The organism is Neptuniibacter sp. SY11_33 (assembly GCF_047778025.1).
Taxonomy (GTDB): Bacteria; Pseudomonadota; Gammaproteobacteria; order Pseudomonadales; family Balneatricaceae; genus Neptuniibacter.
This window is the reverse complement of record NZ_CP180543.1, coordinates 100797-115401: the sequence shown is the minus strand read 5'-3', so window position 1 is coordinate 115401 and position 14605 is coordinate 100797. Positions and strand designations below refer to the sequence as shown.

Below are 14605 nucleotides of genomic sequence, written 5' to 3'. Positions count from 1 at the left end.
ATGTTGCTTGCTAGAACGTGACTTTGGCGCTGTAATGAAAAATTAAAGCACTGTAGATACTTATCGGTGATGCACTTCTTAACTTTGATAAAACATTACCCGCTACTGATACAGCAGAACAGCCAATACTATGAAGGCAGAGATACCAGAACCAAAAATCAAGATATCGACACGCTGCTTCTTTCGTCTTCGAATCCATAAATACAGGCCCGAAATAACCCACATCCATATGGAAATAGCGACAAAATCGACAATTATCGCCCATATATCCGAAGCAAGCTGCTTCCTTTCAAATCCAGATTTAAAATGAAGATGGTGTAAAAAACCGTACATTGATGATGGCACATACCGCTCAACCACAGCCTTACCCTGCGCACTCTGCCAGGTAATACGGTAGTTACCGGCACCAGAAAAACGCAGGATGACCAATTGACGGTGATTGGACTCTGCTAGTAGTTGGTAATCGCCTTTTAGATCGAGCCTAGTCAGCAGGTTTTGTGTCGTGAGCTGCGGAGTGCTGGAAGAGATCTCAGAGGGTTTGAAATCCTGTTCCTGAACGATCGCCCAGCCTGGAGGAATGACATGGAATAGGTCTCGGAACCAATCATTATGGTTTAGAAAAAACGCACTGGTCGCGTACATTAACAACCAAGGCGCCAAAAATAATGCGATATACAGATGAATCCACCGCATTATCTTGTCAAACCGAGCCCAACCTTTCTTAGTCACTCAACTCTGGCCTCTAATATTGCTAAAGCGCATATAGTAATGGAGCCAGATCGTTGTTTCTATCAAGATAACCTAGTAACAGAAGCACCCTAAGCTAATCCAAGTGGATAATTTATTTACTTAAGCAACTTCGATAGAATCGAGATAATTCAATTTCACTAGTGTTTGAACCGTCAATGATACGCCAAGGCCTGACATCTAACGTAACACGCATAGCAGTAATCACTTTACTGCTAGTGGCAACGTTGTGCCGCGCGAGCTGGGCCGTTCAAATATCTCAGCACGATACCGCTCCTGAGGCTGACCCTTGGCAAGTTGCTTTAGAGCATGGGCACTACCATCCACCAGCACTCGACCATATGCACGATGAATCTTCCGGTATTTCCGAAGACGATCACCCCTTTATCCATACGGTCATGGCGCTCGACCACCAAGTATTTATCATCGCATACCCTGAACGCCCTCAGGTTGATGCTCGAAGTACTTACCCAACGCTTACTTTCAATACCTTACCTCCCTATCAAAGAGACCTGTATCGCCCTCCACGGCGCAATTTAGGTTAGATATCGATCGCGCATAACGCACTAAAATCTGTATTAACTTTGAATGGAGTACTGGTATGAGTCCAGGCTTTTCATCTGCCCTACATTCCTTCTGGAAAGGTAGCCTTATCTCTGTGGCTACGGTTCTAGTGGTGCTTGTTAGTATGGGGCTATCTACACAAGCTTTTGCTCATGGTGTCGCCGAAGGTGATGCTGTGTTTATCGAAAGTGCCAGTGGCACGCAGTTGTTACCCTTTATTTATTTGGGTGCCAAACACATGGTCACGGGCTACGATCACTTACTGTTCCTATTTGGCGTCATCTTCTTTCTATTCAGAATGAAAGATGTTGCCATCTACGTAACATTATTCGCTGTCGGGCACAGTGTAACCCTGCTTTACGGGGTGCTCAGCGAAACCCACGTAAACCCCTATATCGTTGATGCGATTATCGGTTTGTCCGTTGTGTATAAGGCACTTGATAACCTTGGCGCATTTCGAAGATGGTTCGGTTTTCAGCCAAACACTAAGGCTGCCGTTCTTATTTTCGGCTTCTTCCACGGCTTTGGTCTGGCAACAAAACTGCAAGACTTCACGCTGTCGGAAGATGGCCTAGTGACAAACATCTTAGCTTTCAATGTCGGTGTGGAAATCGGCCAAATGTTGGCTTTGGCCGGTATTCTGATTGCCATGAACTTCTGGCGAAAATCACCTTCGTTTAATCAACACGCATTCATTACCAATGCAGTCCTTATGACACTGGGCTTTATGCTCATTGGTTTTCAATTAACGGGCTATTGGGTTACTGCATAGGAATTTCATCATGAACGATATTTCAAACATCAATAAAGACGGTTTACCGTCAACAAAGAGCCTTATCAAAGCGACTATTGCAGCGTTTTTAGCGGGCACCGTCATTTTAGTCACCACAATCCTTCCTGCTGAATATGGTGTAGACCCGACAGGTATGGGCAAGGTTTTGGGCTTGAATGTGCTTAGCCAAGCGCATGCAACCGAGCCAGAAGTGCCCGAGGAAGCATCACAGGCTAACAATGCTGTAAGCATTGTAAATCCGCTCTGGAAAGGCGATACAAAACCTCGTAGTGATACGATGAAAGTAACGTTGATGCCTCGACAGGGTGCCGAAATAAAATCCCCGATGAACACCGGTGATAACTTTGTGTTTACTTGGACAGCAGAAGGCGGATCGGTTTACTTTGATATGCACGGGGAAGTACCAAATGCAGGTAAAGATGAATTTACGAGCTATTGGATTGGCAAAAACCAACAGCAAGCGAGTGGTAATTTCACCGCACCATTCAAAGGAACCCATGGCTGGTATTGGCAGAACACAAGTGACGCTCCGGTCACTATTACGCTGAATACTCATGGTTTCTATGGCGAACTTTATATGCCATAACAGATCAATAAAAAGAGGGCCGCATATGCGGCCCTCTTTTTGATTATTTACTCGATACCGTCTCACTCGTTTTCCTTTCCCTTTCCGCATCTAGCAAAACCCTTTTGCGTTCCAATCCCCAGCGGTATCCGCCGAGGCTACCATCTCCTCTCAACACTCGGTGACAAGGGATCAGAATACCTATTCGGTTTTTTGCACACGCGGATGCAACCGCCCGAAACGCTTTGGGCTTATCTATTTTGGCAGCCAATTCGCTGTAGCTGAGCACCTCTCCCTCTCGCACACTCAATAGGAGTTTCCATACTTTCATTTGAAAAGCGGTCCCGCGCATATCGAGTGGTAAGTCGGGTCTAGGAACACCGTTACTCAGATGCTGATCCAAGGCCTCCATCCATGCATCAAGTGCAGACGTTTCTTGGGATTGAGAGGGGATCAAACTGGCATTCGGGAACTCATCTTTGAGCTTAGAAAGTAATGACGCTTCATCATCGTCAAACTGTACGAAACAGACTCCTTTATCGGTAGCAGCCATCATCATCTGACCAAGTACAGAGTTGCGGCAAGCGTATGAGATAACCTCCCCTGCGCCTCCCGCCCTGTATGCTTTAGGTGCCATACCTATATTTCGGGTCGCTTCACCATAAACACGGCTTACAGATCCAAAACCAGACGAGAAAATAGCATCCGTCACACTCTCACCCTTTTTTAAGGAGCTCTTAAACCGACGCATTCGAACAGCATCTTGGTAAGCTTTGGGCGAAATCCCAAAGGCGCTCTTAAACACTCGTTGCAGTCTAGAGGCAGACAGCCCGACAAGTTCAGCCAAACTAGCCAGGGTCAGCTGTTCTTCGGCGTGGGTTTCTATATGCCGAGCCACCTCAATGAGCCTAGATGTCCCAGACTTTTCGTCTAAAGAAAGGCAGCGTTTACAAGGCCGAAATCCAGCTCGCATAGCTGCTTCTATATCAGGGAAGAATCTTAAATTCTCTGGCTTAGCGGAGCGTGATGAACAGGATGGCTGGCAGAACACACCGGTAGTGATAACACCATAATAAAAATCATCATCACGAGATTTATCTCGCGCTGCTACGGCCTCGATCATTTCCTGTTCTGATGGCATCGACATAATTCAGCTCTTGATTAGCGTTTAGATATAACCATAAAAACCCACTTTTAAGGCGGTTTCCATCCGTTTATTGCTGAGGAACCTAAGTAATTGAGGATTAATCACAGTTTTAATTAAACGGCGCAAAAATCGGATAGTATCTGTTTCTCGCTCCCTCTATTTTAACCACTCATCTGATTACTCTACGCTGGTATAAAAATTACTTATTTTCGGGCAGGGTGCTCATTGCACTAGACTTATCCACAAGCGACGAGCACCTAAAACTCTGAGATTAATCTCTATTTAAGTGGTAAACGATATGAATGAGCAAGACATTGCTCGTGGAATGCAAGCGTTGGCTCTACTCGACCCTGATATCAAACGCGCCGCAACACAATTGGGGCCGCCTCCGGTACGACATCGCCCTAAGGGATTCGAAACCTTCCTATCGGCCATCGTAAGCCAGCAAATATCGACCAAAGCTGCTCAAGCGATTTTGGAACGGGTCACTGCGCTAATGCCGGAAGTAACGGCATCAGAGTTATTGAATATTGATGATCAAACTTTACGTGACGCAGGTTTATCCTGGCGCAAAATTGAATACGCTAAAGGCCTAGCCGATGCGGTGAATACCGGTCATTTTGATATCGAGGGTTTAGATGCACTGGATGATAAAGCGGCAATTGCATCCATCACCAATCTGCGCGGTTTTGGACGTTGGAGCGCAGAGATCTATCTGATGTTCTCTTTAAAGCGCCCGGATATATTTCCGGCCGATGATCTCGCCATACAGGTTGCATTGGGTCGCCTGAAAAGGCTCCCAGATAAACCGACACCCAAACAAGCAAGGGATATGGTTGAACACTGGGCACCTTGGCGAAGCGTTGGTTCGCTATTTCTATGGCATTACTACCATGGCCCGCCTATCTAATCTCGGGGTTATCCACGCTAATTCGCTCTCAACCGATTTCGTAGAAAAGGGACCTACACGGCCCCATTATAACGTTCTACAATCTCGGATGAGTCATCAAGGCTGCTCTTGAAGGGTTCGGCATCACCCGCTTAGTCGATATCTACTGTCAGTCCGATATCGAGAATGGAAAGCTCTTGGAAGTACTACCTGATTGGTCGGAAGAAACACAAATATCCTTAGTGATCCCTCCACTCAGATACCAACTCGGACGGGTGAAAAAACTAAAGGAATGGATTGTTGAGCATTTCGATACTCGTTACGAAGCACTGCTGAAATACGACTCTCTAGATTGATAACAACGAGACTCTCCCCCGATTCAGAATACACAGCAACCCAATTTCCTTGATCCAAATCGATCAGTGCCAACTTACCACCAAGCTTCGCTAGGTTCTTCGCCATTGGTGATGCTTTTTCGAAGCTTCAACGTCGAAAGAAACACTTACATCAACTGAGATGACCCACTCTCTACGTACATCTCTTTTTGAAAGATGCCCTAAAAGCATATTCCGATAGAAGAGAATTAAAGAATCAAACTCATTTGTTTTTGGTTCAGTTAGTAGGTTTATGAGATCCAGCACTACATATTTGTCAGCACTATGCTCAACAAATTTATAAAGCTTACCTATTCCCCAATAGCCATCTACATCATTGTTTCTACTATTAAATGACTGAGCTATACCGTGAGCTATGCCTGTTAATTCTTTTCTTCGGGCCATAATGACTATTAACGCCTAAAGCAGCCGCGCAGAATGCGTCGGATGCCTTTGCTTGTTATGTTTTTACGATATAGCACAGAGCTAAAACCTCGAACTGACCAATAGCATTAAAATTGAATTTATAATGCTTATATTCTTCAGACTCAACTTCACCTTGTTTACGGTGAAGATCTAACCATTCAGAACCTTCAATTTCGTAGCTACAATCATCACGTTCATTTGCTAGAAATGATTCAACCATTTGCCATTTGAAAGCAATAACATCACCAAAGAAAACCTCTACGGAGTTTTCCTGCCAGTCTTTAAAGCACAGAGTTAAATCCCCATCCTCTTGCCTTATTACAGGGTATTCAGCATCAGCTGTGGAGAACCCAGGTTCAATTTGTTTTGCTATCTGCATACTGGTTTTGAAACATAACATTTGTATATACGGGGGTCCGTATATCTAACCTAACCGTAATTTTTGAAAACCGATGTAAGGAATTGAAAAGGAAGTGAAAACTCTGAAATATGAAAAATTCTTCCGTGACAAACCGCGCATGCTGTATATCAATTGATATACGGGGTCCGTGTATCTACCCTCGCTAGACTTCCATCTGTCTGATTTACTTATTTTTTTAACTTAATATTGGGAGCAAAACAAGCAATCTGCATTGAGAAAACTGACTAAATCGGTCACTAAATCTGCCGAATAAAAAGTATACTGTACAAATAGTCAGACTTTTCTCAGCACCAATATCTAATTGCTAGTTACTTAGCTGTAGCATCCCTGTTACGAATTTTGGCTTTGCGCGCTTCCATGCAAGATTTAGCTGTTTCATCATCTACGAAGATCGCACCGCCTGACTCTAACTTATCAAACGCTTGGTTTATTGCTGCATATTGTTTCGCTAAACGTTTAGATGCGTCATTTGAATCATCAAGCTTAATATTAGTGCCCATCGTGCCCCCCTAAATATTGATTCATAAACGTTAGCACTAGACTAAAACCCGAGCAATTCACGATGAACGCTTCATGCTTTTCCTAGCCACTAACATCTAGTCACTAGCTACTCAAAGCCTTTTCCTCTAGGCGCAGCCGTCCTCTAGCCACGCAGTGGCGTCCTAAAAGGCGAAGCCGATCTCTAGCGAAGCGTCCTGATTTTTCTCTAGCCGCAAAGCGGCGTCCTGCCTTTATAAAAAAACCGGCACATGCGCTAAGTACATGGCCGGTAAGAGAGCAGAATCTGAAAAATAGGTGGGATAGCTCCTAGTGGAAGAAACTATCCCTGTGGGTAATTTTTCTTGGGGGTTAAATGGCGCCTCGCGCTTCGATTAATGCTTCAATTTCAGGAAGAATTGAGGCGTCATCGATGGTTGAGGGCATTTTATACTGCTCTTTAGCTGCAATCTTTCGCAGTATCGCGCGCAGGATTTTGCCTGATCGTGTTTTAGGCAGTCGCTGCACGACGATTGCGCTTCTAAAGCAAGCAAGGGCACCTACTTGTTCACGGACCATTTTTACCAGCTCCGTTTGTAGTTGCTCTTCTTCGATCTGTTCACCGGCTTTTAGTACGATCAAACCTACTGGCAGTTGGCCTTTAAGTTCGTCATTAACACCAATCACAGCGCACTCGGCTACTGCAGGGTGAGCGGAAACAACCTCTTCCATTTCACCTGTGGATAAACGGTGGCCGGATACGTTGATCACATCGTCGGTACGACCGGTGATGTAGATATAACCGTCGTCATCTTTAAAACCTCCATCGCCGGTATGGTAGTAACCTGGGAAGGCTTCTAGATAAGAGCTAACGTAGCGATCGTTGTTGTTCCAGATACTCCACGCAACGCCCGGCGGCATCGGCAATTTCACGCAGATATTACCCGCTTCGCCATCTTCAACTTCGTTGCCATCGCCATCCAATACACGGATGTCGTAGCCTGGAATTGGCTTATTGGTAGAACCTAAGCGCGCTTCAGATGGATTGTCCCAACCCATCATTGGAGCCGTCATCGGCCAACCGGTTTCGGTCTGCCACCAGTGATCGATCACTGGCACCTTCAACAAATCAGACAACCAGTGGTAGGTTGAAGAATCCAGTTTTTCACCAGCAACCAACACCCATTTAAGGCTGTTTAGATCGTATTTGTGAGACAGTGCACCTTCTGGATCTTCTTTCCGAATCGCACGGAAAGCGGTTGGCGCACAGAACATAGAATTAACTTTGTACTCTTCGATTACACGCCAGAACGTACCTGCATCTGGTGTTTTGATCGGCTTACCTTCAAAGAAAATCGCGCTACAGCCGCCCATAAGTGGGCCGTAAACGATGAAGGAGTGACCTACAACCCAACCGATATCGGATGCGCCCCACCAAACATCACCTGGGTGCATGCCGTAAACGTTATTCAGGGCATAGCTCAGTGCCACCGCATGACCGCCGTTATCACGGACAATCCCTTTTGGCTGGCCGGTAGTGCCGGAGGTGTAAAGGATATACAGCGGGTCAGAACCTTTAACCGGTGTGCATGGCGCTGGATCAACACCTTCTTGAACTTCAATCCAGTCCAGATCGCCATCGCGGTTCATCTCGGCTTTAACCATCGCACGCTGGAACACAATGGTGTGCTCAGGCTTATGCTCGGCCAGATCGATCGCTTTATCCACCAGCGGTTTATAGGCAATGGTTTTATCAAACTCGATACCGCAAGACGCGGTAAGGATCATCTTCGGATTGGCGTCATCAATACGAATCGCCATCTCTGCAGGGGCAAAGCCACCAAAGACCACCGAGTGAATCGCACCTAAGCGTGCGCAGGCCAACATAGCCACTGCTGCTTCAGGAATCATCGGCATGTAGATAAGAACCGTATCGCCTTTTTCAATGCCTTGAGCTTTTAGGGCTCCGGCAAAACGGGCAACACGATCGAGAAGCTGGTTGTAAGTAATGGCCTCTTTTTTACCGGCAGCAGGGGAATCGTAATACAGTGCAACCTGCTCACCACGGCCATTTTCCACATGGTAATCCAGTGCTAAATAAGCGCTGTTTAACTCACCATCGGCGTACCAGCTGTAGGTACCAAAATCTGTTTTTGTAAGGGTCTTTGTCGGCTTTTTGAACCAAGAAATACGGTCAGCCTGATCCGCCCAGTAAGCTTCGGTGTTCGCCAAAGCCAACTGATACTCATGATTGTATCCCATCGAATCAACCTCAATTATTTTTGTTTTAGGTTGGAAAGTCCTGCCAGCACGCATCAACTGGCAGGTTTCGCTTATCTGTGGATAAGTTTTTTATTGGTCTTGGTACAGACGAAGAACGCTGGAGAAGTCCAGCCCGCCGTTACCGTTGGCTTTGTGCAGATTGAACAGTGCACGTGCCTGCGAACCCATTGGAGTTGGGGACGCACTTTGTTGGCTTAGCTCCATCGCTAGACCTAAATCTTTGAACATTAGATCGACTTGGAAACCGCCTTGATAATCGTTAGAAGAAGGTACGCCTTCCATCACACCTGGGAACGGGTTGTAAACCTGTAGTGACCAGTTGTTACCCGAGCTCTGCTTCATAATTTCAGATAGCACGGCTGGATCTAGGCCGTTCTTCACACCCATGTTTAGGGCTTCAGATGTACCTGTCATTAGGATAGCTAGTAGCATGTTGTTACACGCTTTAGCCACCTGACCTGCACCATTACCACCAGCGTGGAAGATGTTTTTACCCATGCACTCAAGCACAGGTTTTGCTTTAGCGAACTGCTCGTCAGATGCGCCCACCATGAATGCTAGCGTGCCTGCTACCGCACCACCTACACCGCCAGATACCGGCGCATCGATAAAGTTGATACCACGCTCTGCACCTACTGCTGCAACCTGCTTAGCTGTTTCAGCATCGATCGTAGATGAGTCGATAATCAACGCACCGTCAGCAACCACATCAAACAGTGGTGCATCACCAGACACCATCAAACCTTCTACATGCTTACCCGCAGGCAGCATAGTGATAACAAACTCAGCATCGGTTGCTGCATCTACGGCTGTTGCAGCTGCTTGGCCACCTTCAGCCACTACTTTGGCAATTGCATCTTGAGACAGGTCGAATGCTTTTACTGAGTGACCTGCTTTAACAAGGTTGATCGCCATTGGACCACCCATGTTACCTAAACCTATAAAACCGATAGTCGCCATTTCTCTAGTCCTGTTCTTGTTATAGATAGCTGTTATAACTAGTTGTTATACATCGTTGTTTTACCTGGATGCTTAACGCTGCATCCCATCTTCATTGCCCACGCCTTACAAATTGGCGAGTGGGTTCTCCTGTCCGTCGCCTTTCCAAGGTGACTCAAAAAACTCAGCTACTTTTGCCTGATCGACCTCTGCCAGAGTTGGATAGGTCCACTGCGGCTTGCCATCTTTATCCACAAGCAGCGCTCGCACGCCCTCTGGGAATTCACGATGACTGCAGCACTGCACAGACAGAACGATCTCGGCACAGAACACCTCTTTCAGGGACATCTGATCGGTGCGTTCTAGTTGCTGTTTGATCAGGTTGATCGCCAGAGGACTGCCATGACCGATCGCTTTCTGGGAGCGATTGATCCACTTGTCGTCGCTTTCAACCGCCAACAATGCAGAAACAATCTCTTCAACACTGTCGTGATCGGTAATCTTCTGGATAAAGTTGTAATGCTGTTGAATCGGGGACTCCGATTTGAACTGCGGTTGCGACTGTTCTTCTACGACCCGTAACACGCGGTTAACGGCAGCTGTTGCACAGCCATCCCAGTTTTCCGCTTGCAGCCCTTCAACCATGTTCTGGCGTAGTTCATTCGCCACGAAGCGATCTGCCAAGCCAAGGAACAGTGCATCGGCAGCGAACATTGGGTTACCCGTCAGACCTAGGAAGAGACCTGTACGACCCGGCATGTGATTCAGGAACCAGCTACCACCCACATCTGGATAAAGGCCGATCGTCACTTCCGGCATCGCCAGATGAGAGCTTTCGGTCACGATACGGTGGCTACAGCCGTTCATCAGGCCCATGCCGCCGCCCATCACAATACCCGCACCCCAACAGATGATTGGTTTTGGATAAGTGTGGATGGTGTAATCCAGCGTGTATTCCCGGGTGAAGAAATCTTCTGGGAAGGAAGCATCGCCCTCACCGGTCATCGCCTTATAAAGATTGACGACATCACCACCGGCGCAAAACGCTTTTTCGCCGGCGCTATCCAGCAGGATCGCCACGACAGAATCGTCTGTTTTGCACTCATCCAGTTTTGGCTGGATCAGGTCGATCATCTCCAAGGTCAGCGCATTCAAAGAGCGCTCGGCATTCAGACTGATCTCAACAATCTTCTTGCCGTCTTGGGTTGGGTATTCGTTAAACAGTACGCAGCTCATCAATCAGTCCCTTATTGGTTTTTCCACTCAGGTGCACGCTTACCTAGGAATGCGTTTACACCCTCTTTCTGGTCTTCGGTGTGGAATAGATCAACAAACAGTTCGCGCTCTAGACGGTAACCGGCATCCCAGTGATGAGTGCGGTTGTTCTGAATCAGTTGCTTACACGCCGCGATCGCCGTTGGGCTTTGTTTTTCTACCGCTTTTGCCAACTCCATCGCTTTGTCGTAAGCCTGACCTTGTGGAACCAGCTCTTCAACTAAACCGATGCCTTTCGCTTGTGGCGCTTTGATACGCTCGCCGCAAAGGATCATGCGCTTAGCCCAACCTTCACCCACCAGCATGGTTAGGTTCTGGGTACCGCCGGCACATGGCAGTAGACCAACAGTCGCTTCTGGCAGAGCCATCTGCGCTTGTTCTTCGGCAACGCGGATATCACAAGCTAGTGCGACTTCTAAACCGCCACCCATGGCAAAGCCGTTGATCGCTGCGATAGATACACCGCGGAACTGAGATAGGCTTTCAAAGGCACGGCCAAACTGGCTTGCCATCTCACGTGCCATAGCACGATCACCGTCCGCAAACAGGTTAAGGTCAGCACCAGCAGAGAAGAACTTCTCGCTCGTAGACCGCAGTACCAAAGCGTAGATCTGTTTGTCTTGGTTTAGCTCGTCAACGATCGTGACTAAACCCGACAAACTCTCTTCGGTCCAAGTGTTGGCCGGAGGATTATTCATGGTGATAACGGCGGTATGACCGTGTTTTTCTACAATCAATTTATCTGTCATAGCTTTCTCCAATTCTGTCCTACCGGATCACACAAGATCCGCTGCATCTTCCATCAATACTCGACGAGCAATAATGACGCGCATAATTTCGTTAGTGCCCTCAAGGATACGGTGTACGCGGTTATCGCGTAGGTAGCGCTCCAATGGGTACTCTTTGATATAGCCGTTGCCGCCAAAGATCTGCAGAGCTTCGTCAGCAATATTAAAACCGACATCTGTGGCAAAGCGTTTTGCCATCGCGCAGTACGCTGTTTTATCGGCATGGCCTGCATCCAGTTTCGATGCTGCCAAACGCACTAACTGTCTAGCTGCCACAAGCTCAGTCGCCATATCCGCCAACTTGAACTGCAACGCTTGGAAGTGCGCTAGCTCTTTACCAAACTGCTTACGCTCATGCAGATAGTCGCGCGCTTTGTTCAGCGCCGCTTGTGCAGTACCAATCGAGCAAGTCGCGATATTGATACGACCACCATCAAGGCCTTTCATCGCAATTTTGAAGCCGTCACCTTCATTGCCCAGTAGAGCAGATGCAGGAACTACCACGTCGTCAAAGGTAATCATTCGTGTCGGCTGGCTGTTCCAGCCCATCTTTTCTTCTTTACGGCCGTAAACGATGCCATCGCTCTTAGCATCCACCGCAAAAGCAGAGATCCCTTTTGGCCCCTCTTCACCTGTACGTGCCATTACTACAAGTACATCGGTACTACCGGCACCGGAGATAAAGATCTTGCTGCCATTTAGGATGTAGTTATCACCCTCACGACGCGCCGTAGATTTAAGGGATGCGGCATCGGAACCGGCATTTGGCTCGGTTAAGCAGTAAGACGCTAGTTTTAAACCAGCGGTTAGATCTGGGCACCAGTGCTCGCGGGTTTCCTGATTACCAAAATCGGCAATCATCCACGCGGCCATGTTGTGAATCGTGATAAACGCAGTAGTCGAGGTACAACCCATCGCCAACTGCTCAAAGATAATGCTGGCATCTAAGCGGCTCAGGCCTAGACCACCGACATCTTCCGGTGAATACAGGCCACAAAAGCCCATCTCACCTGCTCGACGCAGCACATCAACAGGAAAAATCTGTTTTTCATCCCACTCAGCTGCATGGGGCTCAAACTCATTTTGCGCAAAGGCACGGGCCATATCGGCGAATGCAATCTGATCTTCATTCAGCTCGAAATCCATTGCTCTCTCCTTAGGTGGAAAGAGGTCACGCAACCGTGCCTCTTTCTCGTTATTGTTCTGTTCGTAACAACTGATTACTTCAACTGGATCGTTGTGTTTACGCCAGTATCGATATCATCTTCAAACCAACGTGCTGTCACAGTCTTAGTCTCGGTGTAGAACTTAACCGCTTGCTTACCGTAAGCGTGCTGGTCACCGTAGAAAGATTTTCTCCAACCAGTGAAAGAGAACATTGGTAGAGGCACTGGTACTGGTACGTTGATACCTACCTGACCTACTTTGATCTCGTGCTGGTACTTACGTGCTGCTGCACCAGAAGAAGTGAACATGGAAGTACCGTTACCGTATGGGTTCTCGTTGATCAACTCGATCGCTTCTTCCAACGTATCTACTTCAAGTGCGATCAGAACAGGACCGAAGATCTCTTCTTGGTAAATAGACATGTCGCGCGTTACACCACGGAACATTGTTGGGCCAACCCAATTACCGTCTGGGTAACCGTCAACTACGCATTCGCTACCATCGAGAATACATTCTGCACCGGCTTCTTTACCTTCTTGGATGAAGTTAAGAACACGCTCGCGTGCTTGTGGATTAATCAGTGGGCCGTAACCTGCTTTTGGATCATCCCACGCACCTGGCTGTACTTTCGCTAGGGCATCACGTACTTCAGGGATCCACTTACGTGCTTCACCAACAAATACCGCAACAGAGATCGCCATGCAGCGCTGACCTGCCGCACCTACAGAGGCACCAGCAATGCTGTTAACAACTTGGTTTTTAGACGCATCCGGCATAACCACCATGTGGTTCTTCGCACCAGCGAATGCCTGCACACGTTTCATTTTGTCAGTACCAGTACGGTAGATGTGCTCACCTACAGCCACAGAACCTACGAAAGAGATTGCTGGCGTATCTTTGTGAGTCAGCAGTTGGTTTACCGCATCTTTTGTACCGTGAACAACTTGTAGAAGACCGTCTGGCGCGCCTGCTTCTTTGAATAGCTCAGCCAAACGCATTGGCGTTAGTGGATCTTGCTCAGATGGCTTAAGTACGAAGGTGTTACCGCAAGCGATCGCCATTGGGAACATCCATAGAGGGATCATTGCTGGGAAGTTGAATGGTGTGATACCAACACATACACCTAGTGGCTGAGTGATGCTGTAGCAATCGATCTTACGCGCTACGTTCTCAACCGTTTCACCCATAGATAGAGAAGCGATGTTACAAGCGTGTTCTACAACTTCGATACCACGCCAAACATCACCTTTCGCATCTTCAAATGTTTTACCTGTTTCCTGAGCAAGTAGTGTTGCTAGCTCATCGTGGTTCTCTTTTAGCAGGTGCTGGTAACGCAGCATCAGGCGAGCACGCTCGCCTACAGGTGTTTCTTTCCAATCTTCAAACGCAGCTTTGGCAGCTTCTACTGCTTGATCAACTTCTGCAGCCGTTGCGCAAGGAACCTGTGCAATCACTTCCTGCGTAGCAGGGTTAGTTACTGGAAGCAGGGTCTGTGATTCACTCTGAATAAATTCGCCGTTGATAAGTAAAGGTACTTGCTGTGTCATTCTCTGATACCTGTATTTCTTGTTGTAGTTGTATTGTTTTACGTCGCGTTCAAACTCAATAACTCTGTTTTATCATGCAGCTTAGCAATTCATGATTGATAATCTTGTCTAATTGATGGACTATATTGCGATCATATAAGTAATTACCCTAATACATAGGTCGTAGCTATGAGCAGCCCATCAAATTGGCCCTTACCCCCGGA

17 protein-coding genes are annotated in these 14605 nt (G+C 47.3%); 5 read left to right on the top strand and 12 right to left on the bottom strand.

The genetic code is table 11. The annotated features are described in order from the left end of the window. Nucleotides 1–102: 102 nt before the first annotated feature. Nucleotides 103–729 carry a PepSY-associated TM helix domain-containing protein gene (locus ACMXYV_RS00530; protein WP_415889836.1) on the bottom strand — a complete coding sequence of 209 codons (627 nt, stop codon included), beginning with the start codon at nt 727–729 and terminating at the stop codon, nt 103–105. 176 nt (nt 730–905) lie between these two features. On the opposite strand from ACMXYV_RS00530, the gene ACMXYV_RS00525 reads away from it, so the two are divergent. The 3 genes from ACMXYV_RS00525 to ACMXYV_RS00515 all read left to right on the top strand — a co-directional run bounded on the left by ACMXYV_RS00525 (nt 906) and on the right by ACMXYV_RS00515 (nt 2690). Beyond that, nucleotides 906–1292 carry a hypothetical protein gene (locus ACMXYV_RS00525; protein WP_415889835.1) on the top strand — a complete coding sequence of 129 codons (387 nt, stop codon included), beginning with the start codon at nt 906–908 and terminating at the stop codon, nt 1290–1292. Between the two features lie 143 nt (nt 1293–1435). After that, nucleotides 1436–2083: a HupE/UreJ family protein gene (locus ACMXYV_RS00520; protein WP_415891468.1), complete on the top strand. Its 648-nt coding sequence runs from the start codon at nt 1436–1438 to the stop codon at nt 2081–2083. Nucleotides 2084–2093: 10 nt separating this feature from the next. Next, nucleotides 2094–2690: a hypothetical protein gene (locus tag ACMXYV_RS00515; protein ID WP_415889834.1), complete on the top strand. Its 597-nt coding sequence runs from the start codon at nt 2094–2096 to the stop codon at nt 2688–2690. 43 nt (nt 2691–2733) lie between these two features. Here the strand turns inward: ACMXYV_RS00515 and ada are convergent, their stop codons facing one another. After that, complete coding sequence (gene ada / locus ACMXYV_RS00510) at nt 2734–3816, bottom strand: bifunctional DNA-binding transcriptional regulator/O6-methylguanine-DNA methyltransferase Ada (RefSeq protein WP_415889833.1); 1083 nt, start codon at nt 3814–3816, stop codon at nt 2734–2736. Nucleotides 3817–4114: 298 nt separating this feature from the next. On the opposite strand from ada, the gene ACMXYV_RS00505 reads away from it, so the two are divergent. Together ACMXYV_RS00505 and ACMXYV_RS00500 are read left to right on the top strand one after the other, a co-directional pair. Continuing rightward, the gene (locus tag ACMXYV_RS00505; RefSeq protein ID WP_415889832.1) at nt 4115–4726 is read left to right on the top strand and encodes a DNA-3-methyladenine glycosylase family protein; all 612 of its coding nucleotides are present in this window, start codon (nt 4115–4117) and stop codon (nt 4724–4726) included. A 95-nt stretch (nt 4727–4821) separates the two neighbouring features. Next, complete coding sequence (locus ACMXYV_RS00500) at nt 4822–5061, top strand: hypothetical protein (RefSeq protein WP_415891467.1); 240 nt, start codon at nt 4822–4824, stop codon at nt 5059–5061. Here the strand turns inward: ACMXYV_RS00500 and ACMXYV_RS00495 are convergent. The 10 genes from ACMXYV_RS00495 to ACMXYV_RS00450 form a co-directional block, all read right to left on the bottom strand. Continuing rightward, nucleotides 4961–5167, bottom strand: coding sequence for a hypothetical protein (locus ACMXYV_RS00495; RefSeq protein ID WP_415889831.1), 207 nt, complete (start codon nt 5165–5167; stop codon nt 4961–4963). The two genes, ACMXYV_RS00500 and ACMXYV_RS00495, sit on opposite strands and share 101 nt — an antisense overlap. Further along, nucleotides 5152–5484: a hypothetical protein gene (locus ACMXYV_RS00490; protein ID WP_415889830.1), complete on the bottom strand. Its 333-nt coding sequence runs from the start codon at nt 5482–5484 to the stop codon at nt 5152–5154. The genes ACMXYV_RS00495 and ACMXYV_RS00490 overlap by 16 nt, the downstream gene beginning before the upstream one ends. Nucleotides 5485–5539: 55 nt before the next feature. Continuing rightward, on the bottom strand, nt 5540–5884 hold the full coding sequence (locus ACMXYV_RS00485; RefSeq protein ID WP_415889829.1) for a hypothetical protein: 345 nt from the start codon (nt 5882–5884) through the stop codon (nt 5540–5542). A 350-nt stretch (nt 5885–6234) separates the two neighbouring features. Then, a complete protein-coding gene (locus ACMXYV_RS00480; RefSeq protein ID WP_415889828.1) occupies nt 6235–6426 on the bottom strand; it encodes a hypothetical protein in 192 nt (63 codons plus the stop codon). 349 nt (nt 6427–6775) lie between these two features. Further along, nucleotides 6776–8665 carry an AMP-binding protein gene (locus ACMXYV_RS00475; protein WP_415889827.1) on the bottom strand — a complete coding sequence of 630 codons (1890 nt, stop codon included), beginning with the start codon at nt 8663–8665 and terminating at the stop codon, nt 6776–6778. Nucleotides 8666–8755: 90 nt separating this feature from the next. Continuing rightward, nucleotides 8756–9646, bottom strand: coding sequence for a 3-hydroxyisobutyrate dehydrogenase (gene mmsB / locus ACMXYV_RS00470; RefSeq protein ID WP_415889826.1), 891 nt, complete (start codon nt 9644–9646; stop codon nt 8756–8758). A gap of 105 nt (nt 9647–9751) precedes the next feature. Further along, nucleotides 9752–10861, bottom strand: coding sequence for an enoyl-CoA hydratase/isomerase family protein (locus ACMXYV_RS00465; protein WP_415889825.1), 1110 nt, complete (start codon nt 10859–10861; stop codon nt 9752–9754). Between the two features lie 11 nt (nt 10862–10872). After that, nucleotides 10873–11649: an enoyl-CoA hydratase gene (locus ACMXYV_RS00460; RefSeq protein ID WP_415889824.1), complete on the bottom strand. Its 777-nt coding sequence runs from the start codon at nt 11647–11649 to the stop codon at nt 10873–10875. Nucleotides 11650–11676: 27 nt separating this feature from the next. Next, entirely contained in the window at nt 11677–12834 is a 1158-nt protein-coding gene (locus ACMXYV_RS00455) for an acyl-CoA dehydrogenase family protein (RefSeq protein ID WP_415889823.1), read from the bottom strand. 74 nt (nt 12835–12908) lie between these two features. Further along, the gene (locus tag ACMXYV_RS00450) at nt 12909–14402 is read right to left on the bottom strand and encodes a CoA-acylating methylmalonate-semialdehyde dehydrogenase (RefSeq protein ID WP_415889822.1); all 1494 of its coding nucleotides are present in this window, start codon (nt 14400–14402) and stop codon (nt 12909–12911) included. Between the last annotated feature and the right edge of the window lie 203 nt (nt 14403–14605).